19 protein-coding genes are annotated in these 22,778 nt (G+C 40.6%); 8 read left to right on the forward strand and 11 right to left on the reverse strand.

Features of this window, described 5'->3' with window-relative positions; all coding sequences use genetic code 11:
• Both VK664_RS25980 and VK664_RS25985 read left to right on the forward strand, forming a co-directional pair.
• On the forward strand, nucleotides 1-2,253 hold the full coding sequence (locus VK664_RS25980) for a DUF5682 family protein (protein ID WP_461401639.1): 2,253 nt from the start codon (nucleotides 1-3) through the stop codon (nucleotides 2,251-2,253).
• Nucleotides 2,254-3,393 (forward strand): vWA domain-containing protein, encoded by a 1,140-nt coding sequence (locus tag VK664_RS25985; RefSeq protein ID WP_461401640.1) that lies wholly within the window; start codon nucleotides 2,254-2,256, stop codon nucleotides 3,391-3,393.
• A gap of 292 nt (nucleotides 3,394-3,685) precedes the next feature.
• On the opposite strand, the gene VK664_RS25990 is transcribed toward VK664_RS25985, so the two are convergent.
• Nucleotides 3,686-4,660 (reverse strand): GlxA family transcriptional regulator, encoded by a 975-nt coding sequence (locus VK664_RS25990; protein WP_461401641.1) that lies wholly within the window; start codon nucleotides 4,658-4,660, stop codon nucleotides 3,686-3,688.
• 252 nt (nucleotides 4,661-4,912) lie between these two features.
• Here VK664_RS25990 and VK664_RS25995 point away from each other — a divergent pair, with 252 nt between their 5' ends.
• The gene (locus VK664_RS25995) at nucleotides 4,913-5,365 is read left to right on the forward strand and encodes a DUF1569 domain-containing protein (protein ID WP_461401642.1); all 453 of its coding nucleotides are present in this window, start codon (nucleotides 4,913-4,915) and stop codon (nucleotides 5,363-5,365) included.
• A gap of 12 nt (nucleotides 5,366-5,377) precedes the next feature.
• On the opposite strand, the gene VK664_RS26000 is transcribed toward VK664_RS25995, so the two are convergent.
• Entirely contained in the window at nucleotides 5,378-7,651 is a 2,274-nt protein-coding gene (locus tag VK664_RS26000) for a cation:proton antiporter domain-containing protein (protein ID WP_461401643.1), read from the reverse strand.
• 222 nt (nucleotides 7,652-7,873) lie between these two features.
• Between VK664_RS26000 and VK664_RS26005 the strand changes: the two genes are divergently transcribed.
• Complete coding sequence (locus VK664_RS26005; protein WP_461401644.1) at nucleotides 7,874-9,025, forward strand: adenylate/guanylate cyclase domain-containing protein; 1,152 nt, start codon at nucleotides 7,874-7,876, stop codon at nucleotides 9,023-9,025.
• A gap of 54 nt (nucleotides 9,026-9,079) precedes the next feature.
• On the opposite strand, the gene VK664_RS26010 is transcribed toward VK664_RS26005, so the two are convergent.
• Together VK664_RS26010 and VK664_RS26015 are read right to left on the reverse strand one after the other, a co-directional pair.
• The gene (locus VK664_RS26010; protein ID WP_461401645.1) at nucleotides 9,080-9,925 is read right to left on the reverse strand and encodes a helix-turn-helix domain-containing protein; all 846 of its coding nucleotides are present in this window, start codon (nucleotides 9,923-9,925) and stop codon (nucleotides 9,080-9,082) included.
• A 150-nt stretch (nucleotides 9,926-10,075) separates the two neighbouring features.
• Nucleotides 10,076-11,098, reverse strand: coding sequence for an SDR family NAD(P)-dependent oxidoreductase (locus tag VK664_RS26015; protein WP_461401646.1), 1,023 nt, complete (start codon nucleotides 11,096-11,098; stop codon nucleotides 10,076-10,078).
• A 269-nt stretch (nucleotides 11,099-11,367) separates the two neighbouring features.
• On the opposite strand from VK664_RS26015, the gene VK664_RS26020 reads away from it, so the two are divergent.
• The 3 genes from VK664_RS26020 (at nucleotide 11,368) to VK664_RS26030 (ending at nucleotide 13,333) form a co-directional block, all read left to right on the forward strand.
• Entirely contained in the window at nucleotides 11,368-12,282 is a 915-nt protein-coding gene (locus VK664_RS26020; protein ID WP_461401647.1) for a sugar phosphate isomerase/epimerase family protein, read from the forward strand.
• Nucleotides 12,283-12,773: 491 nt separating this feature from the next.
• Nucleotides 12,774-13,025 carry a hypothetical protein gene (locus tag VK664_RS26025; RefSeq protein ID WP_461401648.1) on the forward strand — a complete coding sequence of 84 codons (252 nt, stop codon included), beginning with the start codon at nucleotides 12,774-12,776 and terminating at the stop codon, nucleotides 13,023-13,025.
• The gene (locus VK664_RS26030; protein WP_461401649.1) at nucleotides 12,983-13,333 is read left to right on the forward strand and encodes a type II toxin-antitoxin system RelE/ParE family toxin; all 351 of its coding nucleotides are present in this window, start codon (nucleotides 12,983-12,985) and stop codon (nucleotides 13,331-13,333) included. Before VK664_RS26025 ends, VK664_RS26030 begins: the two co-directional genes overlap by 43 nt.
• 91 nt (nucleotides 13,334-13,424) lie before the next feature.
• Here the strand turns inward: VK664_RS26030 and VK664_RS26035 are convergent, their stop codons facing one another.
• The 6 genes from VK664_RS26035 to VK664_RS26060 form a co-directional block, all read right to left on the reverse strand.
• A complete protein-coding gene (locus VK664_RS26035) occupies nucleotides 13,425-13,544 on the reverse strand; it encodes a hypothetical protein (protein ID WP_461401650.1) in 120 nt (39 codons plus the stop codon).
• Between the two features lie 278 nt (nucleotides 13,545-13,822).
• The gene (locus tag VK664_RS26040) at nucleotides 13,823-15,079 is read right to left on the reverse strand and encodes a serine hydrolase domain-containing protein (protein WP_461401651.1); all 1,257 of its coding nucleotides are present in this window, start codon (nucleotides 15,077-15,079) and stop codon (nucleotides 13,823-13,825) included.
• 203 nt (nucleotides 15,080-15,282) lie between these two features.
• A complete protein-coding gene (locus VK664_RS26045) occupies nucleotides 15,283-16,302 on the reverse strand; it encodes a helix-turn-helix domain-containing protein (RefSeq protein WP_461401652.1) in 1,020 nt (339 codons plus the stop codon).
• Nucleotides 16,303-16,636: 334 nt separating this feature from the next.
• On the reverse strand, nucleotides 16,637-16,801 hold the full coding sequence (locus VK664_RS26050) for a phage integrase SAM-like domain-containing protein (protein WP_461401653.1): 165 nt from the start codon (nucleotides 16,799-16,801) through the stop codon (nucleotides 16,637-16,639).
• A gap of 310 nt (nucleotides 16,802-17,111) precedes the next feature.
• Nucleotides 17,112-18,212 carry a slipin family protein gene (locus VK664_RS26055; protein WP_461401654.1) on the reverse strand — a complete coding sequence of 367 codons (1,101 nt, stop codon included), beginning with the start codon at nucleotides 18,210-18,212 and terminating at the stop codon, nucleotides 17,112-17,114.
• A 620-nt stretch (nucleotides 18,213-18,832) separates the two neighbouring features.
• Nucleotides 18,833-20,245, reverse strand: a complete 1,413-nt coding sequence (locus tag VK664_RS26060; RefSeq protein ID WP_461401655.1) for an RtcB family protein — start codon at nucleotides 20,243-20,245, stop codon at nucleotides 18,833-18,835.
• A gap of 132 nt (nucleotides 20,246-20,377) precedes the next feature.
• Between VK664_RS26060 and VK664_RS26065 the strand changes: the two genes are divergently transcribed.
• The gene (locus tag VK664_RS26065) at nucleotides 20,378-21,424 is read left to right on the forward strand and encodes a helix-turn-helix transcriptional regulator (RefSeq protein WP_461401656.1); all 1,047 of its coding nucleotides are present in this window, start codon (nucleotides 20,378-20,380) and stop codon (nucleotides 21,422-21,424) included.
• A gap of 106 nt (nucleotides 21,425-21,530) precedes the next feature.
• Here VK664_RS26065 and VK664_RS26070 read toward each other — a convergent pair whose 3' ends face one another.
• Nucleotides 21,531-22,769: an alpha/beta hydrolase family protein gene (locus tag VK664_RS26070; RefSeq protein WP_461401657.1), complete on the reverse strand. Its 1,239-nt coding sequence runs from the start codon at nucleotides 22,767-22,769 to the stop codon at nucleotides 21,531-21,533.
• Nucleotides 22,770-22,778 lie beyond the last annotated feature (9 nt).

Genomic DNA, 22,778 nt, shown 5'->3' on the forward strand with positions numbered 1-22,778 from the left:
ATGGCGGTACATATTTTAGGGATCAGGCATCATGGACCAGGTTCGGCAAGGAATGTGAAGTCATTCCTGAAAGAACTAAAACCTGATATAGTGCTGGTGGAGGGTCCGCCTGAAGCTGATGATATATTGCAATGGGCGACACATGCATCCCTTAAACCCCCGGCGGCAATTCTATGTTATCAACCAGATAATCCGCAGCAATCATCGTTTTATCCATTTGCAGAATTTTCTCCGGAATGGCAGGCAATATTATATGCACGGAATAATAATCTTCATGTCCGTTTCATGGATCTCCCGATAGCCAATCGTTTTGCACTTGAGAATGAAACGACAAAAAAACAGGAAGAAAATATCCCACCTATAAACAATGCTGCATTCAGTAATAATAAAATCCAGGAAAATGAAATAATTGAAATCAGGAGGGACCCGATGACATATCTCGCTGAAACAGCCGGGTTTACCGATGGGGAGAAATGGTGGGATCAAACCTTCGAACACCGGCATAACAATGAAGACGTTTTTGCTGCTGTAACCGAAGCAATGTCGGCTCTGCGCGAGGTATATCCCGGGGAAAATGACCGTTTGGAGCAATTGAGAGAAGCACACATGAGGAAAATGATCAGGCAGGCTGAGAAAGAAATGTTTCAGAATATAGCTGTTATTTGCGGTGCCTGGCATGCACCTGCTTTGATTAATATGCCAGCGCAAAAGCAGGATAATGACCTGCTGAAAGGTTTACCGAAAGTAAAGGTGGATTGTACCTGGATTCCATGGACATATAACCGGCTTAGTTATGAGAGTGGATACGGAGCGGGTATTAGTTCCCCGGGCTGGTACGAACATGTCTGGAATCATCCCAAAGATGATGGTACTTTATGGTTGGCAAAAGTAGCAAAGCTGTTCAGAGAAAAGCAAATGGATACTTCTGTAGCCCATGTTATTGAAGCTGTCCGACTAGCTGAGTCACTGGCTTCTTTGCGCAATCTTCATAAGGCGGGACTCGAAGAACTGAATGAAGCAACCCTGAGTGTGTTATGCAACGGTGAAAGTGTAATGCTCTCACTTATAAACCGCGAATTAATCATCAGCGATAAAATAGGAGAGGTACCTGAGGATATTCCAAAACCACCTTTACAACTCGATATTGAAAGAATACAAAAACGTTTACGCCTGCCCGTTACTGCCGAATGGAAAGATTATACATTAGACCTTCGTAAGGAAAACGACCTGGAGCGTAGTGTATTTCTACATCGTCTCCATATACTGGATATTAAATGGGGTAAAAGCACAACTGTTTCCGGCAAAGGCACATTTAAAGAACAATGGCGTTTGCAATGGGATCCGGCTTTTTCCATCGACATAATTGAAAAGGGAACTTATGGGAACACAACCGAAGAAGCTGCTTCAAAATACCTGCTCGAACAAGCTCAGAGTGTTCAGTCACTGTCTGCAGTTTGTAAATTGCTGACAGAGGGCCTGCCGGCAGAATTACCACAAGCGGTTGATGTGCTGGGTATACAGATCAATAACCTGGCAGCAGCAAGTGGTGACGTTATTCAATTAATGGAAGTAATACCAGGCCTGGTTAACATCATACGATATGGGAACGTACGCAAAACCGATGCAGACCTCGTACTGGGTATAGTGAACTCTATGATTACCAGGATCTGTATCAGCCTCCCTGCGGCCTGTACGGCGATTGATGAAGATGCTGCAAGGCACTTGTTTGACTTGTTTTACAAAATGAATGATGCGGTTAATCTTATCCAGGAAACAGATATCAATAAACGCTGGCAACAAACTTTATCTCTTATAGCCGGCGGAAAAAATACATCTCCTCTTATTGCGGGTTATGCTACGCGTTTGCTGACGGATCAGAGACTGATCGAAGGCGATCAACTTGTCACGGTATTTTATTTAGCCATGTCTTCCACCAACGCACCAGCAGTAGCGGCTGCCTGGCTCGAAGGATTTTTAAAAGGCAGTGGAACTTTATTATTGCTGGATAACGATCTCTGGACTATCATCAATGAGTGGATAAAACAATTAAATGAAGACGTATTCACCCAGGTGCTTCCTTTATTAAGAAGAACTTTTTCCAACTTTTCCCAGTCTGAAAGAAGAAAGTTGGGTGAAAAAGCAAAAGCAGGTGGTATAACAAAAGTAAAACAGACTGAAAAAGGCTTCGACGAGGAAAGAGCAAATAAAGGAATACCGGTTATGTTGAAGTTGTTCGGATATAAAATTAGTTAAATGAATAGCGATCAGGAAATACGCAGATGGCGGTTAATACTGGGAGGTCACCAACACGATGGTACCGGGTTCTCTTTGACTGGCCTGGACCTGAGGATGGACCAGGCTATGGAAGCCTTATATGATAGCGACCGCAAAGGTGGGCTGGGACCATCATCACCCGGTGTAAGCCGCTGGCTTGGCGATATCCGTACATTTTTTCCCAATACGGTGGTGCAGGTAATGCAGAAGGATGCTTTGGAAAGATTGAATCTTACAGAAATGTTATTTCAGAAAGAAATGCTGGAAAACATAGAGGCAGATGTTCATCTTGTAGCAACACTTATGACGCTCAGCCGGGTGATACCTGACAAAACCAAGGACACCGCCAGGCAGGTTGTAAGAAAAGTAGTGGATGAACTTATGCGAAAATTAGCACAACCAATGCACCAGGCAATTTCGGGTAGCCTTAACCGATCGGCCCGCAACCGGAGGCCGAAACATAATGAGATTAACTGGCACGCTACTATTCAAAAAAATCTTAAACATTATCAAAAGGAATACAAAACCATCATCCCTGAAACAAGGATCGGCTATGGTCGAAAACGATCTTCATTAAAAGATGTAGTGTTATGTATTGATCAAAGCGGTTCAATGGGTACCTCGGTTGTTTATTCCGGAATCTTTGGAGCTGTCATGGCATCTATCCCTGCAATTAAGACAAAGATGATCGTGTTTGATACGGCAGTAGCCGATTTAACTGAGGAGCTGACAGATCCGGTTGAATTGTTATTCGGTGTACAACTCGGCGGCGGCACAGACATCAATGCAGCATTAACATATAGCCAGCAAATTATTTCCAGGCCACTTGATACTGTTTTAGTGCTGATTACTGATCTGTATGAAGGTGGCGACCAGGCTGGTATGCGGAAGAGGGCCGCTGAACTTGCAGCAGCAGGTGTGCAGGTTATAGTGCTGCTGGCTTTAAATGACGATGGAGCTCCTATGTACGATCAGGGTAATGCCCAGTTCCTGTCTAATCTCGGGATTCCGGTTTTTGCCTGCACCCCGGATAAGTTTCCAGACCTGATGGCTGCTGTTTTAAGCAAACAGGATATTGCAATGTGGGCGGCTAAAGAAGACCTTACGTTAAAAAAATGATCAATTGATAATATGGCATTCACCCAACAGCAAATAGATCTCACACTTAATTGTCTGGAAGAAGTAATTCCCTGCCAGCCCTGCAAATTGATCATCATGGATACGTTGCTCTACAGTTTTTTAATCTGTTGGAAAATATTCACGAGCCTTCGCCAAATGATAAACTTGTTCTGGATGTCATAAATCTTCCTGGTCTTTCCAGGGTATCAATTTATGTTTATCCTCTATGAGATGTTAGCAGCAGTTGAAAAAATAAAATGGATTGAAAAATGATTTTAATCTACAAAAGAGTCTAGACATTATACTTGTTCCTATACTCAATTGGAGTTAACCCGGTTATTTTTTTGAACACTGTTCTAAAGGTTTTCAAATCATTGTAACCTACTCCATAAGTCACAGAAGCTATATTGGTTTCTCCGGCTTCCAATGCTTTTTTTGCTGCTTCCACTTTTATCTTTTGAATAAATTCTATTGGGTTTAATGATGTGGCATTTTTAAACCTACGTATAAAATTACGCTTGCTCATATTTACCTTCACGGCAATCTGTTCAACTGAAATGTCGGTCTTAAATTTTTTCTCGATATACGTCTGAGCTTTATGGATTTCATGATCGTTGTGCTGCCTTTGTCCTGAAAACATATTGTACAGGCTTTGCGATGTTCGTCCATAATCAAGCCCATAAAACTTGCTTAACTCCACTGCAACTTCTTTACCGCAGTTTTTTTCAATAAAATATAACACCGCATTCAGGGATGAAAAACCTCCTCCGCCGGTGATTATGGCTTTTGAATTTGTTACAACCAGGTCAGGTTGAAAATCAATCAAAGGATACCGCATCTGTAAATCTTCTATTGCACCCCAATGAGACGTGGCGGGCATCCCATCTAACAAACCCGCTTCTGCAACAAAATATGCACCAGTGCAAAGACTTATAATCTGTGCTTTTTCGGAATACTTTTTCTTTACCCAGCTTATCAGGTTGTTGTTTTTTGAAAACAAAACATTTATGTCTTCGGGGCTCGTGATCGTAGGCGGGATTACAATAACATCAGTTTCAAATTTATCTGAAATGGTCTTATTGCAAACGAATTGCACTGGCATTTTTAACTGTACTTTCTTTAAATGTACCCCGACCAGTTCTATCTGGAAAGGAGCAGCTTTGCCTCTGCGGATAACCGCGTCGTTAGCACTTATCAATAGCGAAGTAATGCTCGAAAGAGCAGTTAAAACAACTTCTTCATAAACCAGGATCGAAATATGTTTCATAGTTATTAGCGTGTTATACTCATCAATTACTTAAGTATTGTGCTCTTCTACTTAAGTAATATTCTCTTCGAAATTATAAATAAATATGGCACAAAATACACCTTTGAATGTCATTTTAACACAGCGGCCGATCTTAAGACCTGTACTAATTTTAGAACATATTCAAAGTCACCGGCCCTGCTCATCTTTAGGCAGGATTCGTAGACAGGCATATATACCAGGTTTCAGGAAACTAAATAAAAACATCGAAGGATGAAAACAATATTTGATAAAACAAACAGGGATGAATTAATTAACAGAATTAACTCTCTTGACAAAAACAGTGTCCGGCAATGGGGTAAGATGGAAGTTTGCCAAATGGCAAAACATTGCACTATCTGGGACGAATGGGTATTAGGGAAAAAGAAGACAGGATATAAGCAAAGTCTGTTAGGGTTAATTTTTGGAAAAATGGCTTTGAAATCACAAGTGAAGGATGACCGGCCCATAAAAAAGAACATGCCAACCACCGGCTATTTTATTGTCAGGGACAAAACGGGGGATATTGAAATGCTGAAAAATACCTGGATAAAACTTATTGGCGAATACGAGCATTTTTCAAACCCGGATTTTGTGCACGATTTTTTTGGCCGAATGACCGTTGATGAAATCGGAATTTTTGCTTACAAACATGCAGACCATCATCTAAGGCAATTCAATGCATAAATAAATAGTTAATTATTTTTCCTGTGTTAACTGCTGAACCTTTTTTTTATCACCAACAATCCAGATAATATCTCCCCATTCAAGTATGGTCGCAGAATCAGGATTTAATATCCTGTCTTTACCGCGTTCTATGCCAACCACCAGGCCGTTGGTGCGTTCGCGTAAGGAAGAACTTCTTATATCGGTACCCTTCAGTTTTGTATGCTCATCAACCAGTATTTTTTGAAGAGTAATTTCGCCGGCTTCATTATCATCCTGGGCAAAAACTTCTGTTGCATTGAAAACGGATTTAAACAATTGTAACTGTTCGTCCGTCGCGATTATCCCAACATGATCAAAAGGCATAAGCCTGTTATTTCTACCCGGAACCCGCATTAACCTGTCGCCGCGTTTAATGTACCCTATATTTATTCCGTATTTTTCTCTCCATCCCAGTTCAACCAATGTTTTCCCTATATAATCCGCATCAGGCTTCACCTCCATTTCTGCAATATGTACATCCCAGCTAGCTAAGTCTGATTGCATCTTAGTAGTCTGATCCCTGATTTTTTCTGTTAAAGAATCGTTGCTTGTGCTTGCATTTTCACGGGCATTCAGGTTATTGATAAAGCGGCCCTCAATACGCTGATATAATTTTTGAATCCGGTTTGAAAAGATAACCAGGACTAAAATGGTGAAAGGAACCACCAATAATAATGCAACCTGGGTAGAAACGAGCTTGTTAACCCAAAAACCGATAGCTATAACACCAACAATATTTCTCAGGATTTCTATTAACAGCAAAGGCCCACGGTTATACCTTTTCTCAAGCCAAAGTTCCCTGTAGGCAAGGTTACCTGGCCGTTTTGCCATGAATGCCCAGAAGAAAGGGGCAGAGATACCAAGTGAAACCAATAATGCTATTGTTGCAGACAAGTTTTTATTGGCAATTTGTTGTTGTATGAATGGATCAATAAATCTCATTGAAATTAACAATAACGCAATCAGGATAATTCCATTGGTAATAAAAATCTGTATATATGATTTCAGCACTATCCTCCAGTCGCTGTCAGCCTGTATGCTTTGCGTACCGGATGAATACCTGTTTAGCCGGCGAATCCATTTGTCTGGGAGAAGCCTTGTTATGAAGTCAGAAAATGGTTCTGAATATTTTATAAGATAAGGGGTCGTAAAAGTGGTAACAGCTGATGCTCCCACAGCAATGGGAAAAAGAAAAGGGGAGATAACGCCAAGTGAAAGGCCCAGTGTTGCAACTATGAAGGCAAATTCACCAATTTGTGCCATACTCATACCGACCTGGATCGCCTGTTTTAATGGTTGGCCGGAGAGCACAGCACCTATTGTAGTGCTTATTAATTTTCCGAACAATGTAAGCAGGGTAACCCAAAGAATGGGCCATGCATATTCTACCATGGCTTTCGGATCAATCATCATTCCCACTGATACAAAAAATATAGCCCCAAACAGATCTTTTACGGGCTTGATCAAATGTTCAACTTTTTCAGCTGAAGTTGTTTCAGCTATAATGGAACCCATTACAAAAGCGCCGAGTTCTGCAGAAAAACCAACCACTGTAGCCAACACTACCATCCCAAGACAAAGCCCTAAGGAAAGGATGAGAAGATTTTCATCGTCCATTAATTTTTTTGCCTTTTTTAAAAAAGTCGGCAAAAGAAAAATTCCCGCGATAAACCAGATAGCTAAAAAGAATAACAGTTTTAGAACAGTAAAAATCATTTCTGTTCCTTCAAATTGCCTGGTAACTGCCATGGTTGAAAGCAATACCATCAACAAGATCACTACTATATCTTCTACGATCAATACACCGAATACAACCCCGGCATACCGTTTTGTTTTTACACCAAGCTCATCGAAAGCCCGCAGGATAATTGTTGTTGAAGAACTGGCAAGCATACCGCCTAAAAAAAGGCTGTCCATTGTGCTCCAGCCCATTAATTTACCAAGGAAATAACCTGCTACGGTGATAAAGACTATTTCTACGAATGCTGTAATGGACGCGGATCCCCCAACACGTACCAGCTTCTTAAAGCTAAATTCGAGACCAAGGCTAAACAAGAGAAATATGACGCCTATCTCGGCAAGCGTATCAACATTTTGTAAATCTGAAACAGTGGGAACAAGATGAAAATACGGACCTACAAGAAATCCTGCTATTATGTATCCCAGGACCAGCGGTTGCCTGATTTTTTTAAATATCAGCGTTATAAACGCACCTGCCATCAATATCAGTGCTAAATCTGAAATCAGCTTTGGTAAATGGCCCATATGAATCTCTTTAGAAAACAATCAGCCTGAAAAATATTAAATATTATAATTAGCCAGGTTGATAAAAATAGTACATCAATGCTGTATGTAAATTCACGATTTTTTTAAAGATAAAAGAATATTTAATGCTGACAGGAAGTTTCCAAAAATTAAAAGAAACACCTTTCTTTTGCATAAGCCCGATTTGTGATCATGAATCCAGGAAGAAAATAAAATGACCGGATGAAAGAAAAATTTGAGTACACGGTAATGGCACAACGATATACTGCCAGGTTTCCTGTTTTGACCTATGTACTTATCCAGATAAATTTTTGGATTGTTGCAAATATCCTGCTCGTCGCAATAATAGACCTTCAGTTCAGGATTTTTGGCCAGGCATTTAGTATTCCTTTAGCTGAAAAGTCCGGGCCAGTTATATTGATCGCTGTAATGTTGGGCGTTTTGTATGGACTAATTCTTGGCTTGGCAGGTCATTATCTCGAAAAAAACTTTTTCAGGAAACAATCACTTGGAAAAGTAATCGTGATCAAGGCCTTGGGATCACTGGCAGTGCTGACTCTTCTTGTGGCCTTGATAAGGTTTTCACTATTCGATTTGTTTATTTCCCCATCGATGTATGTACAAGGAATTACCCTGAACGAGCTTTCATGGAGATACACTTATCATGCCTTGTTGATTTATTATTTTTTTATGACGCTTGTGATAAGCTTTATCAACCAGGTAAATAAAAAGTATGGACCGGGAGTACTGTTACCCTTGCTATTGGGGAAATATCGTACTCCTAAAGAAGAGGAAAGGATATTCATGTTCATGGATTTGAAATCATCCACTGCCATTGCTGAGCAGTTGGGTCATTTGAAATACAGTTCTTTTATCAGGGATTGTTTTTTTGATATTAATGAATTGTTGTTCCCTCACCGGGCCCAGGTTTACCAGTACGCCGGGGATGAAATAATTCTAACCTGGGCCGAAAAAGAAGGGCTGAAAAACAGCTATTGCATCAGGTTTTACTTTGCAACTGTTGAGCAGTTTCATAAAAGATCAGATTATTACCTGGCAAATTATGGCATGGTTCCAAATTTTAAGGCAGGTGTTCACTCCGGCCAGGTTACTGCTGTTGAAATCGGGGAAGTAAAAAGGGAAATTGCTTATCATGGTGATACGTTAAACGTTGCTTCAAGGATTCAGAGTGTATGCAACGAGTTCAATAAAAGTTTTCTTTCTTCTGAATTTTTGTTCGGCAAAATACAATCAAATCAAGATTTTTTAGATGGAAGCTTTTCCGCAGAAGCATTGGGAAAGATTCTGTTGAAAGGTAAAACAGAAAAAGTAGGGATAGTAAGTATTGAAAAGTCAGAGCAAGCGAAGCCTTAAATTATTCCGTCCTGAAGGGAATGCTCTGCCGTTTAAGTACCCAAAACTGGTAATTCAGGGTGCTGTTGAGAAGTGTTCGAAGTTGACCTTAGGCCGGGCAATCAGGGACTGGGGCGGATAACCAAAATGACTTTTAAAGGCATAGGAAAAATGTGAGAGGTTTTCAAAACCAACCTCCCAACAAACGTCCACAGGTTTTTGTTGCTTTTCTGCGATTTGATAGTGCGCCAGCTCAAGCCGCTTTTTTGTCAGCCATTTTTGAGGCGTGGAGTTGAAGGTCTTTTTAAAATCTCTTCTGAAAGTTGAAAGACTCCGGCCGGTAAGATAGCCGAACTTTGTAAAAGTCATATTGAACATAAAGTTCCGTTCCATAAAATCGGCAAGATCAATTTTCCCGGGTTCGTCGAAATTCGCCAACACACTATCCATGTTTTTATCAATGGATCTCACGATGGTGATAGCTTCTTCAATTTTTATATCGGCGATTTCAGCAGGCAGATCTTCCCCCAAATCAAAATAGGGCACCAGGGAAGCCATACAGCTTTCAAGCAATTTATGTTTTGAAAAAAGATAGATCGATCGGATTGATTTTCCCCTGGTACCCGGTTTATGCCTGGAATAATAATTTTTTAATCTTTCTTTGGTTAAATGCATGGCAACCGCCTTGTGTGAATTGCCTTCTTTAGAGTAATTGATAATGGTTGCAAGGTGATTCCGCGAAATCAGAAATATATCATCAGCCTTGAAATGATAAGTGGCTTCTGCCTGGATGATTTTTGTTTCACCTGATATAAACCAGACCAGAAGATGATCCTCAAACATCGCTTCCGTTTTATAGGAACTGCCCGTAAATTCAGATATTTTGATATCCTTGTTTATATATTTTGTTTCGAAATCCATTCTGGCAAATTTACAAAATTAGCGAGTACAGGGTTGCAAGGTTTTTTTATGCATGGGGCTTACGATAAGTTATGCCTGGGTTTTATAAAAGTATACATGGAAGCTGTTTGATGAAGATATAAGGTATGAAATCAATAACAGCCTATGATATCAATTTACCGGAAATGATATCCCCGTCAATTCTTCACTCAACCTCCATAATCTTTTTGCATTCTCAGCATTTACCGACCAGGGTTTAATGCCACGCAGCGAATTCGGCTCGTTGTAATTATGTTCTATATTGCCTTCATCAAGTTCTGCGACATCTGCATTCTCACAATACACACCACCGATTCCATTTAACAAATTGCTGGTTGCGCACCATACTGTGGTAGCAGCTCCTTGCTCCACTGTTTTAAGTTTAGCTGCCACTTCAGGATAAATATTGCCGTTTTGATCGTGAGTACCCATTTGCTGAAATAAAGCCATAGGAGCTACACGACCAAGATCAGTACCATTTACCGAACCCGGATGCAATGAATATGCCCGCACACCATAATCTTTACTTCTATGATCAAGCTCTACCGCGAAAAGATTATTGGCAGTTTTGGATTGTCCATAACCCTGCAATGTTTCATATTCCCTGTTTAGAAAAAGGGGGTCCTCAAAATTGAAAGGTGACATTTGATGACCGAATGAAGAAACCGCCAGCACCCTGCTGTTGCCGGCTTTTTTCAGAGATGGCCAGAGCTTTGCTGTTAATTGAAAATGGCCCAGGTGATTGGTAGAAAGCTGGGATTCGTAGCCTTGTTTATCGCGTTGCAGTGGTACCCACATGATACCGGCATTGTTAACCAGGATATGTAGCGGGGTATTGGTCTTAAGAAACTTTTCTGCAAAAGTGTTTATGGATTGCCGGTCCATAAGATCCATCTTTTCCAGGGTTATGTTATGAATTCCTTCCAGGTTGGCTGCAGCTTTTTGAATATCCCTGGCAGGGATAATCACCCTTGCGCCTGCTCTTGTAAAGGCTTTCACGGTCTCCAGGCCGATTCCCGCATAACCCCCGGTAACAATTGCCGTTTTGCCTTTAAGATCAATTCCGCTTATAACATCATGAACACTTGTTGTTGCATCAAAACCTGAGTTAAGGGGTTGCTGCAATGCTCCATCGTAGTTGTCTGTTAGTTTCATCTCTTATAATTTTAAGTTTTATAATTTAAAGACAAAACTACCTGCAGCATAAGAAAGTCATTTTGTTTAAAACGTCAAACTGGTTTGTTTAAAGCGTCAATTTTGAAAGTCCTGGTTTTGATTTGCTTTCCGTCCGCGGTCATTTGTTGGTTATAGATTGTTCGAAATAGTGAATCCAAAGTTATTTATCTTCAGCCCAGGTACTACCTGCTGCGAGCTGAAGTTCGTGGCAACCTATTCTTTAACTCAACGAAGCAATCAAACTTGTCATGAAACCAAAATCAATTTTTAACCGCCGCAATTTTATCGCGCTGTCAGCCGGGCTGATACCAGGATCGATATTCGCAATGGACACTCTCCGGCGTTTGCCGGCTTCGAAGTATAAGATGGGCATCCAGCTCTTTACCATCAGGGAACCGTTGCGGAAAGATGTGGTGGGTACCATCAAACAGGTATCTGCTATAGGCTATGAAGATTCTGAAACCTATGGCTATGATGCCGTGCAAGGTACCTATTATGGAATGAAGTCTGCTGATTTCAAAAAGCTATTAGCAGATAACAAAATGATCACCACCAGCGGACATTATGATTTCACAAAGTATTTCGACAAACCTGCGGATGAAATGGCGCGTTTTGTTGATCAGTGCATTGTAGGCGCTCATTCTCTCGGCCAGAAATACATCACCTGGCCATGGCTTGATCCTGCATTCAGAACACTTGATCATTTCAAACAATTAACCGGAAAGCTGAATACTATCGGGGAACAGGTGAATAAAGCCGGTCTCGGATTTGCTTATCATAATCATGACTTTGAATTTACCGATCATGGTGGACAGAATGGATACGAGATTGTCATGGCTGAAACAGATCCTAAGCTGGTAAAATTACAACTGGATTTGTATTGGGTTATGCCTTCATCAAAACTGACTCCTGCACAGCTGATAGCCAAACAGCCTGGCCGTTTTGTTATGTGGCATATAAAAGACATGGACAAAAAAAGCCGGGACTATTCAGAACTCGGTAACGGCTCCATAGACTACACCACTATACTGCCGGAGGCAACAAAGGCTGGATTACAATACTACTATATAGAACAGGGTGGCAACTTTGCTAAAGATCCGATGCAGAGTGTTACAGATAGTGCTGCTTTCTTTAAGAAAAATCTTGAGAAGTATTTGAAATAGTAAAGATCCCGGGTAAGCCCCGGGATTTTATTATCAGATTAATTTGAATTGATTAAAAACGAAAGCTGATATTGTATTAAGCATTTGCATTTGCTTTTTCAAATCGAACAATCTGGAGGTTGCGGATAGTTTATACCAGGTTAATCCTGATTTAAGGGAAATGGTAATTAAAAATGATGAACGAAACAAAAACAACCTGGAAATGCTACAAAAGGCAATGCGTATGGAAATCAAGCCAATGAATTGAAAAAAAAGGTTTTTAAAGCAAAATAGCGTGAAATTCTATATAGAGAACGGCCTTATCAATTATCTTGCTAGGGAGCAGAAACCTAAATGAAATTTAGAAAAAGCAAACTCATGACCTATTAAAGATATCCTATAATTTCAGAGAAATATCGTGTTGGCAGGTCGGTTTCTGCCCCAATAGAAGGAAAACAACACACAGCCTGTAAATAATTTACTATTTTTACAACGGTAAATTATTTAGTTATATGCAAACTCTGACTCTGGAAATCACTAACGATAATGCCCTAAAAGTTTTGCAAGACCTTCAGGAAAAGCGCTTTATTAATATCATTGCCAAGCCAAATTTTAATTCCTTGGTGTTCCCTGGTAAGCCATTGACCACAAAGGAATTTAAGGATTGGGTTGAAAGCCGTGAAAACGGACCTTCTATGAGTTTAAAAGATGCCAAGGCAAAATGGGCCAAAAAGAAAAATCAACTGAAAAAGCTCGCAAAGTAAGAGTTCTTAACTCAGCCTTCCAAGATATTGAGGACATTTCTGACTTTATTGCAATTGCCAATCAGCAGCCGTTAAATGCAATCAAAGTTGTCGAAACTATTTGGCAAACGATAACTAAGATTGAACAAAACCCTTTTGCTTTCAGGGAATGTGAGCAAATACCTACTAAAACAAAGATATACCGCAGAGCTGTTTGTTTGTCCTGGCTGATTGTATACAAAATCACAGCAAATGAAATAATTATCCTGGGTGTGATTCATTCAGCAAGAAATCCTATACGTATCCAAGGCATAAAGAAAAACAAGTGATAATGCGGAGGCCATAATTCGCATATTTTATATATCGTGTCCTACAGACATTTAAGTTTTACATCAACCAAGAATTAAAATACAAATGAAGTTATGCTTTGTCGTCAAAAGCATATTTGCGAATCATCCTATACTTATTGCCCTCAATATCGAAACCAGCCCTGCTTGAACCATATCCTAATAAATCCGTGCTGGGTAAAGTAACCTGCATATCAGGCTGTTCTTCTCATTCGGTATGTTTCAGTCTGGTACACCGTTGATCGAATGACACCCGGCTTTGAGCATTTTTTTGTAAAAGCTTCAATGGCTTCCTTTCTTATCAGGTGAACTTTTAGTCTATTTGGTGCTATCTAAAGTTTCCCTTTAAAAAGCGTTCTTCAACGATGTTTCAGGTATAAGGGAATCACATTATCAAACTAAGAATTCTAAATTAATTTATATGCATACAAATCCTTAATTGCTTTCATAACGGAATATTGAAACTCACTCTTACTCGATCTTATCCCATTCAAATTGTCCACCTTGGTTCATGATCAATTTGATAACCTTGCCACCGTCGACAATAAATTCTCCGAAAATATCACGCGGTAGATTTTTGAAGAAGAACTTCGTTTTTGAAGAAAATTCTAGTTGTAAAGCTGTACCTGGCAAAGTTGCCGTCAAATACCCATTCTTTATTGCAATCACCATTTTACGATTCCTGTCACTTTTCATGGAGTATGTACCAATGTACACGCTATAGTCCCTCGGGTTAATGTCCTTAATGACTTCTTCCGAGTAATCAGCGACCTCGTTTCCAAAAGTTATCGACGCCAACTCGGAAAATGGTAGAAGTGTTTGATTGGAACTATTTTGGACGTTACTCAAAAGAATAATTGTGAGGTCATCGTCAGGAAATCGTGCAAGAACAGAAGCGAAGCCAAATGTGCCACCGGAATGCCAATAACATTTTTTTCCGGCAAATTTTCTAACTAACCAACCATGTGCATAGTTCTCTTTGAATACGCTGAATACACTATCCCATGACCGCCTTTTCAAAAACTGGGTATCGTTCACCGCCCTGGCCCATTTCAATAAGTCGCCTGTTGTACTATACATATCCCCGGATGCCAGCGTAATAGTCGAATCTAAATTATGAGCAAGGACTCGTTTTTCAGTGGAGAGCATTGTAAATCCTGACGCTTTGTCAGGATTAGTCAGATTAATAAAGTCAAATCCGGTGTGAAACATATCCATAGGTCGAAGGATGTATTGTCTTACTAAATCATAGTAACTTTTAGAGGATGCCTTCTCGACGATTAAGCCCAGGAGAAAGTAGTTGGAATTAGTATAAGAAAATGAGCTCCCAGGTGAAAACTTCAAAGGCTCATTTTGAAACGCAGCCAGGACCTGCTCCTTGTTTAAAGGTTTCCATGCAATCGTATCCGTCTCTTCGATGTCGATATTTCCTATGCCGGAACTATGAGTAAGTAAGTTCCTGATTGAAATCCTGTCTCCGTTTGGAAAGGCTGGCAAGTATTTACTAACCTTATCTCTCAGATCCAGTTTCCCTTCCTCAATTAGCTTGAAAACTACTGCTGACGTAAAGGTCTTTGTGACAGATGCTATCAGAAAGATCGAATTTGTGTCCAGCGGTACTTTGGCCGCAGTATCCTTTACACCATAACTTCGATGCAACACGATATTACCTCTGTAAACAACCAGGGCATTACCGTTAAACCGCCCAGCATTATGGACTGATTGCATGTATCGATCCAGTTTTCCAGTGACAGAGGGAATACCTGGTGAATGAACTTGCGAATGAAGATTGTTTATAAATAGAAGTGAAATAAAGAGAACCAAGACTGACGATTGCATAATAATAATTTAAGCCCAAAAATCCAGTGAAAAACCAGAAATCTGCTGTTTTTCTATGCTCAAATCATGATTTGAGAACTAAAAATCCATTATTAGCAATCGGGCCTGAAGCTAGAGGCCGATTTTTTGAATTGGGAAGGAGACATTCCTGTGAGATCTTTAAAAGTACGCTGAAAGGTTGCCTGTGAATTGAAGCCACAATCGGAAGCGATACCTGAAATAGTAAAATGACTTAATTCGGGGTGAAGAACTCTTTTCTTGAATTCTTCTACCCGGTATTCATTGATGTATTCATTGAAACTTTTTTGGAAATATTGATTCACGATCATAGATATCGTCCTTGAGCTAATTCCGGTGCGTTCTGCCAACAACGTCAGATTAATTGCAGGGTCAAGAAAAGCCTTGTCCTCTTCCATTGATTTTCTGAGTGCTTCAATGGCTGGATTGATACTTTCAACATTAAGAATGGTTTTGCTTTTTGTTTTTTTATCATTATCTCGGATGGTATAAGACATTATATACCCCTTTATTCCCATCCAGTAAATTAGTATTGCAAGCGGAACAAAAACGGGATACCAGCCAAAGGTATTAAGCATCCAGTCAGTGTATCGTGGAATGATGTAGGGAATCAAATAAAGAAGCCATATAGTTTGGAAAACCAAGAATACTCGAATGAAATTATGCAGCCATCCAAAATATCGGTGATCAGCGGTTACGTTTACCTGTTCTTTTACTTTGGAAAGATATTTTGCAGATAGCCAAACATAATAACTAACGGATATCCATCTTGGTACATCCGCATACACATTATAATTATCAATGAATATTCCCCAGGGCACAGGATTGTTAGTCAGCGTTCCCGTGGTCACCCCTCCAATATATATTATAAGCAATAAAGATGGTACCAGGTCAATGATCAAGGGGTAAAAATGCTTTTTTAACGTTCCGTTGAATTTAAAAGAAGAATCAATGAAACTCTGCACATAGAAATAAATTAGTGGCCCCACAGGCATTACAATCACCAATGGCAACAGCTGGGTGATAAAGGTTAAGACATTCGAATTGAACCAGTTTTTATATGTGCCATAAAGATTGAGGCTAGCTAATGACATGAGTAAGATCAACACTCCAAGAAAACAATTCGCCTGCTTGTTTTTAAGTGAAAAAAAGAGCAGACTGCAAATTATCAGTCCCTGAATTGCCCCAAGAAGGATTATAGTATTCATAACGCCGGAAAATGAAACCATAAGCTAACATCTAATGTAATTTAAAAATATTTACTGTCCTTAAATGACTTAAAAAGCGACCTATCCGTATCATAAGCATAATTAAGTTTTATCAAACGCATTTTCCAAAGACTTTTCATTTTGCCCCTCATACTTTAAAAGTGTTCTCAAATCCGAGTGCTGTGTAATCTTCTGAATCATAGTCAACGGCACACCCTTCTCATTCTAGGAAAGATTTCAGGGTAGAAGAATATTTAAAGATGGTATCATTCAACAACCCTCTTTCTTTATTAAATGGGTTTTTCTTTCCTACAAGGAATCTTTCATACTCATTAAAGAAGGATTGATTAAAATCATTAAATGACAGGATAACTTTTTTATGCACCTTTCAATACTTTCAGACCAAGTTCATTTAGTTCATAGTTGAGTTTCAGGCTACCGCGCATGGACGAACGATATTTGCCATTCTTAAAATCCCACTGATCAAAATAAGTTAATATAGATTAAGCCCAAACAAGAGGTTACAATCTTGTCTTCCCGACAAGGATGGCTTATTAAAGCCATAAAAAAAGCCCTGCAAATCTTTTGATGATTTGCAAGGTATTGAGTCTATTACATCAAAACAGAGCTAAATAGCTGTTTCTGTGACTTAAGATTGATGGCGATCCTTCTCAGTTTCAAAACCTCATATCTTTTCATTTTCTCGCCGGCACAAAAATCTGCTTCAACTGACCTACAAGATCGCCTGCGCCTGATACGGAAATATTATTGATCTTGTCTGCGATCTTTTCTACATATTCCATCTCCTTTAGCTTGAACAACATATCGTTTTCTTCCATCAGTTTGGCAGTGTTTAACAAGCTCCTTGTTGAAGCGGTTTCCTCACGACGCATAATAGTATTTGCCTGCGCTTTCTTTTCGGCCATCAGCACCTGGTTCATAATCTCCTTAACATCACCAGGCAGAATAATATCGCGCATACCACAGGCCAGCACTAATACGCCCATATCTGCAGCTTTTGTTCCAAGCTGGGCAAGGATCAACGGTGATATCGCATCTCTTTTTTCAAGAAGTTCATCCAAAGTATAGGTGGCGATCTGTTCACGCAAAGCAAGTTGAGCCATTACATAAAGCTGCTTGTCGAACTCCTTGTTGAGTACAGATTTGAAAAGATCTACCAGCCTGTATTGCAGCGAAAAGTTGATCCGGAGATTTGCTTTGTCTTTTGTCAGAATCTCTTGCCCATTCATCTCTAACTGCAATGCACGTGTGTCAGATTTATACACGGTTATAGCAACCGCATTTTTCCAGAAATAGTAGATGCCTGGTTCAAGGACACTGTTGAAGTTTCCATCAACATACATCAATCCTTTTTCATAAGCTTCCACAACATAAACACGAATGTATTGAGAGAATTCCGGACGGGTTAACAGGTTACGGTCAATCGGTTCTGTTATCGCGATCTTACTGATATCTGCACACACAAAATTGTAATTGGCATACCCCTTCCAGAATGCATACCTGCCTGGTGTAAGAATCATTTTGAACAAACCGTTTTCGAATAACAATACAATTTCATTTTGCCTCACTTCCTGAACGATCAGTTTTTCAGAAAGACTTTCAGACTGAAGCAGGGCATTCAAATCATATTTGGTAATAAACGGTTGGGACATATCATATAGTTCCAATTTTTCTCCGGGCATAAGCCAGTATCTTCCTTCATCAAGGATCCTGGTCAGCCTGTTATTTTTAAAAACGAGCCCTTTGGTATAGGCTCTTATTTTTCCGGTAAACATTTGTTTGGGTTTAAGGTTTTGAACTAAGGTTTAAGGTTGTTAATTGAGGTTTAAGGTTGTTTGGTAAAAGGAAACCAATTGTTATTTCCCCGATCATCAACGGATCCGGCTTTAGCCAAACCTTTGGGAACAGTTCGTTCCATGCCTGGTTTATGAAGGCTGGAACGATTTGAACCTGCGGGATATAGCGGTATCTGCTTTTTCAGGTTTCTGGTCAGGCTGCCTGCATCGGCCAGGCATGAAACAATCAACCAGTTTCCGGGTGGCCAGTTTTAGAAGCGGCCGGCTTCATGGGAATTGATCCGTGTCAAACCATTAGACTTCTCCTTCCGGAGGCTGGATTCGAACCAGCATTCAGGTTGTTACTCTACCACTGAGTTATCCCTTTCGGGAAGAGGGATCGAACCTCTGACAGACAACTGGTGCATGGGTAAACATCGATAACAGCATACCAGTAAATGAATCATCCTGGCACTATGGGGCGCTAAAGACCCTCATCTGGTTTATCGCATCACCTTCAGCGCGTTTTCCTATTTAGGAATGTTTTTTTAATTTCACTCATAACTCTCAACTCATAACTCACTCATCACTCATTACTCATCACTCATAACTGTTCTTCACTAGTCTTCCCTGCTTCCGTCCTCCGCCATACGCACTAATTTCGGACTGAACTTAGCCATCACGTCAACCAACTCACTTTGCGCAAGCATTACTGCATGGATATCTTTATAAGCTGTCGGTGCTTCGTCAGTTCCACCCCCGATCAGCGTTACTCCATGCGTTTTGAGTTGTTCGCGAAGCATATCATTTGTGATACTATTGTTAGCCATTGTACGGCTCATCCGTCTTCCCGCACCATGCGAAGCAGAATTAAGGCTTGCCTCATTGCCCTTACCTCTCACCAGGAAACCAGGTGCAGTCATCGAGCCGGGAATAATACCCAATACACATTTGCCTGCCGGTGTCGCGCCTTTTCGATGTACAATTAATTCTTCTCCATTAACCTTTTCTTTCCAGGCGAAATTGTGATGGTTTTCCACCCTGGCCAACAGCTGTCCGCCAATAGCAACCGTAAGTTTTTGGTGTATCACTTCATGGCAGGCTGATGCATAGTTGCCAGCCAGGTTCATAGCCATCCAGTATTCCTGTCCCTCTGAGCTATCAAGCCCGAAATATGCCAGGTTAGCTGCTTCCTTAGGAAGTTTACATATGGACCTTGCCAGCTTTGAATAGTGATTGGCGGTAACTGCTCCGAAACCTCTTGAACCTGAATGGGAGAGAAGGGCCAGGTAATTGCCAGGAGGTAATCCAAACTCATTATCGGCCGCCATCATTTCTATCATACCAAATTCTACGAAATGATTACCACCACCGGAACTTCCAAGTTGAGAATATGCTTTGTCTTTCAAGTTCCTGGTCAGCGGCGTTGCTTTAAAAGCCGGATCTTCCATAATAGCATGATCTGCTTTATATTGTCCATGGTATCCCGCACCGGCACCGAACTTTGTATTTGCAATCAGTTCTCTTTTATACTGTGCTAAGTTTGTTTCAAGATGATTTCCAGGAATATCATAAATGCTAAGGCACATCCGGCAACCAATATCTACACCCACACCATAAGGTATAACAGCATTCCTGGTAGCTAACACACCTCCAATCGGAAGGCCATAACCCTGGTGGGCATCCGGCATCAGGGCTCCGGCAACTGCAATGGGTAGTTGCACAGCGAAGTCCATTTGCCTGAGGGCTCCGGCCTCAATTTGCATAGAGCCGTAAACGTTATAGGGTGATGCTGATTTCAGACTAATGATTTCATCAGCTTTCGGCATTAGTGCTTCAGCGCATTTTTTCCATACCGGATCATTTAAAAACTCCCCCGGTGCAGCTAACAACGCTTTCAAATGAATCATAGCGGTTGCCTGTTCACCAGGCTGGTAAAAACTACCAACAGTACCGATAATCAACGGAATTGCAGGTGATGAGCTGAAACCAAGTTCCAGTAAGGTTGTCGGGGTGATGTTTAATTGTTCCATTGTTTGATCTTTAAATTTTGATTTCGAACGCTTTTTGCCGCGTTGCTGTATTGTAAAAACAAAGTTGTATTACAACTACGCAGTCTTCTTGCGTAGTTGGAGTTATTTTTCTAGTTTGCAAAAAAACATTCGATGCCCGTAAACCGTAATGCCCTGATCCGCTATAAAACAATCGATGCCTGCCTGCGCAACCGTCGCAAAAAATGGACGCTCGAAAAATTGATTGATGCCGTTTCGGATGCCTTATATGAACTGGAAGGAATCGACAAAGGTATCAGCAAGAGAACAATACAGGCTGATATGCAAATGATGCGAAGTGATAAGCTAGGCTATAATGCCCCCATTATTGTGCTCGAAAAAAAATACTATACCTACGAGGATGCGGGCTATAGTATCACCAGGATACCACTGAGCGACCAGGATTTGGCAAGAATGAACGAAGCAGTAGAGATGTTGAGACAGTTTAAGGGGTTCTCGCATTTTTCAGATCTCAACGAAGTCGTTCAGAAACTGGAAGATCATGTTTATGCAGCAGCGCATCAAACGGAGCCGGTGATTGATTTCGAAAAGAATGAGCAATTGAAAGGTTTGGAATTCCTGGAGCCATTGTACAATGCAATCATCCAGCGTAAATCCTTGCAGATTAAATATTGTTCTTTCAAGGCGAGGGAGGCGGCTGTGTTTCAGTTCCATGTCTGGTGGCTGAAAGAGTTTAAGAACCGCTGGTTTTGCGTTGGCGTGAAGAAAAAAGATGGATCACTATTGACCCTCGCCTTGGATCGTATGGAAACTTTGTCAGTTGATGAGGTGGAACCTTATATCCCCAATAAAAATTTATCGGTAGAGCAGTATTACCGGGATGTGATAGGTGTTACCGTTAGTGAAAATCTCAGGAAACAAATCGTGAAAATATTTGTGAACCATGAAAACGCTCCTTATGTACAAACAAAACCCTTGCATGTCTCACAGGAATTGATCGAAAGACGTGATGATGGGATCGTGATCGCAATCAAGGTGCAACTCAATTTTGAACTTGAAAAAGAGATACTGGGTTTTGGTGATGGGATGGTTGTATTGGAGCCTGAGCGATTGCGTAAACGAGTTAATGACAGACTTATAAGGGCAGTCGGTTTGTACACTTTGTTGTCGCATTCACCCGGATCTCAGGATCAGATTTAGTTGCGATTACACTAACTGATGATGGAACAAAATATTCAGCCTTATCGATTCAGCGGCAAATGATGTTCTGTATAGTTTACGGTTCACAATAAATCAATGATGCTAATTACTGCAGGTAAGTTGATGTGCTAACCTGGCGCGAGTCTGTAATGCAGACATAATAATTAATATTACTTTTTATAATGACAGAAGGAATGGTTATTTTATAGTGATCATCACTCAATTTCACTGCAATTATCGGCTTCCAGGTTTTTAATGCACGTAAAGTATTTTTGTCTGCATAATAAAGCAAAACCCTGGTTGCAGTAATACTTTTGGGAATTGCAACTTTTACAAATACATCCCTGCTTTCATCGCTGTTGTCCGTCGTCCTTTCTATGTTGATCTTGCCAAATGGCGCACCCTTTCTTTTTAAATAATAATCAAAATAAAGGGCTTGCATGTGTTCGCCTGCATCCAGCCTTTTATGATCAAGGTTAGGCCCCCATGTCAACCCTTTTTCAGCCTCTACAGCATCCAGCGTGGCCATTACAGCGTCAGGCCAGAAGTATTCGTCATTGATGCTTTCTTCGATAAAATAAGGGCATTTGATATTTGACGCTTTGCGCCTCGCGTCGAAATTTTCTATCCAGTCAGAGCGCCGCTGCTCAGGCATAGCCGCTAACAGGTCTTTCCATTTTGAACCCCTGTCATAAAATCCGCTTCCGAATACTGAATAAGCCGCTGACAATCGATTGCCCAATAAACCTGAAACCATCGTTGTCATATAACCACCCCATGAAAAGCCGGTAAGCCCTACGCGCCGGTCATCGACATTTGACATGCCAGTTAGTATATTGAATGCTTCCAGGCTAGCGGTAACGGCATCAGTAAGCGAACTGTTTTGAATGCCTTGTGCAATATCAAACCTTGAGTCGGGTTCCTTCGCCCTGTTTCTCCATGGGCCTTCCGATAGCGTTGCTTTATCCGGGTTGCAGATGCCAGGCAGATCTATGGCCATAGCTACATAGCCTCTTGCGGCATAGGACCTTAATAATCTCTTTAATTCATCGGCATGACTGCTTCCACCATGAAAAAATAAGATGGCAGGATATCGACCTCTGCTGATCGGGGATGCTGTAATGCAATAGATTTTATTAATGCCGTTTTTAGAAGAAAACTTTGTACGCCGCACGAGTACCGAATCCTGTTCGACGGTAAGCTCAACAACATTGCCACCTTTGCTTTTAAGAAAAGGTTTAAAAAGATCATTTGCTGCAGGGATATTTTTCTGCTGGCCAAAACAAAAAGCTGGTACAGCCAATAAATAACAGGAAAGAAATATTAAGAGAATACTGATGCGCATGGACAAATA

It is taken from the genome of Flavitalea sp., from assembly GCF_035489435.1.
Taxonomy (GTDB): domain Bacteria; phylum Bacteroidota; class Bacteroidia; order Chitinophagales; family Chitinophagaceae; genus DATHKG01.

Coding starts and splice junctions, on each gene's coding strand:
- VK664_RS26005 (WP_461401644.1), top strand. CDS start 7,874: ATGAAAGAAAAATTTGAGTACACGGTAATGGCACAACGATATACTGCC.
- VK664_RS25990 (WP_461401641.1), bottom strand. CDS start 4,660: ATGAAACATATTTCGATCCTGGTTTATGAAGAAGTTGTTTTAACTGCT.
- VK664_RS26065 (WP_461401656.1), top strand. CDS start 20,378: ATGCCCGTAAACCGTAATGCCCTGATCCGCTATAAAACAATCGATGCC.
- VK664_RS26040 (WP_461401651.1), bottom strand. CDS start 15,079: ATGCAATCAGTCCATAATGCTGGGCGGTTTAACGGTAATGCCCTGGTT.
- VK664_RS26020 (WP_461401647.1), top strand. CDS start 11,368: ATGAAACCAAAATCAATTTTTAACCGCCGCAATTTTATCGCGCTGTCA.
- VK664_RS25995 (WP_461401642.1), top strand. CDS start 4,913: ATGAAAACAATATTTGATAAAACAAACAGGGATGAATTAATTAACAGA.
- VK664_RS25980 (WP_461401639.1), top strand. CDS start 1: ATGGCGGTACATATTTTAGGGATCAGGCATCATGGACCAGGTTCGGCA.
- VK664_RS26000 (WP_461401643.1), bottom strand. CDS start 7,651: ATGGGCCATTTACCAAAGCTGATTTCAGATTTAGCACTGATATTGATG.
- VK664_RS26060 (WP_461401655.1), bottom strand. CDS start 20,245: ATGGAACAATTAAACATCACCCCGACAACCTTACTGGAACTTGGTTTC.
- VK664_RS26070 (WP_461401657.1), bottom strand. CDS start 22,769: ATGCGCATCAGTATTCTCTTAATATTTCTTTCCTGTTATTTATTGGCT.
- VK664_RS26055 (WP_461401654.1), bottom strand. CDS start 18,212: ATGTTTACCGGAAAAATAAGAGCCTATACCAAAGGGCTCGTTTTTAAA.
- VK664_RS26030 (WP_461401649.1), top strand. CDS start 12,983: ATGGGCCAAAAAGAAAAATCAACTGAAAAAGCTCGCAAAGTAAGAGTT.
- VK664_RS26015 (WP_461401646.1), bottom strand. CDS start 11,098: ATGAAACTAACAGACAACTACGATGGAGCATTGCAGCAACCCCTTAAC.
- VK664_RS26035 (WP_461401650.1), bottom strand. CDS start 13,544: ATGCAGGTTACTTTACCCAGCACGGATTTATTAGGATATGGTTCAAGC.
- VK664_RS26045 (WP_461401652.1), bottom strand. CDS start 16,302: ATGTCATTAGCTAGCCTCAATCTTTATGGCACATATAAAAACTGGTTC.
- VK664_RS26010 (WP_461401645.1), bottom strand. CDS start 9,925: ATGGATTTCGAAACAAAATATATAAACAAGGATATCAAAATATCTGAA.
- VK664_RS26025 (WP_461401648.1), top strand. CDS start 12,774: ATGCAAACTCTGACTCTGGAAATCACTAACGATAATGCCCTAAAAGTT.
- VK664_RS25985 (WP_461401640.1), top strand. CDS start 2,254: ATGAATAGCGATCAGGAAATACGCAGATGGCGGTTAATACTGGGAGGT.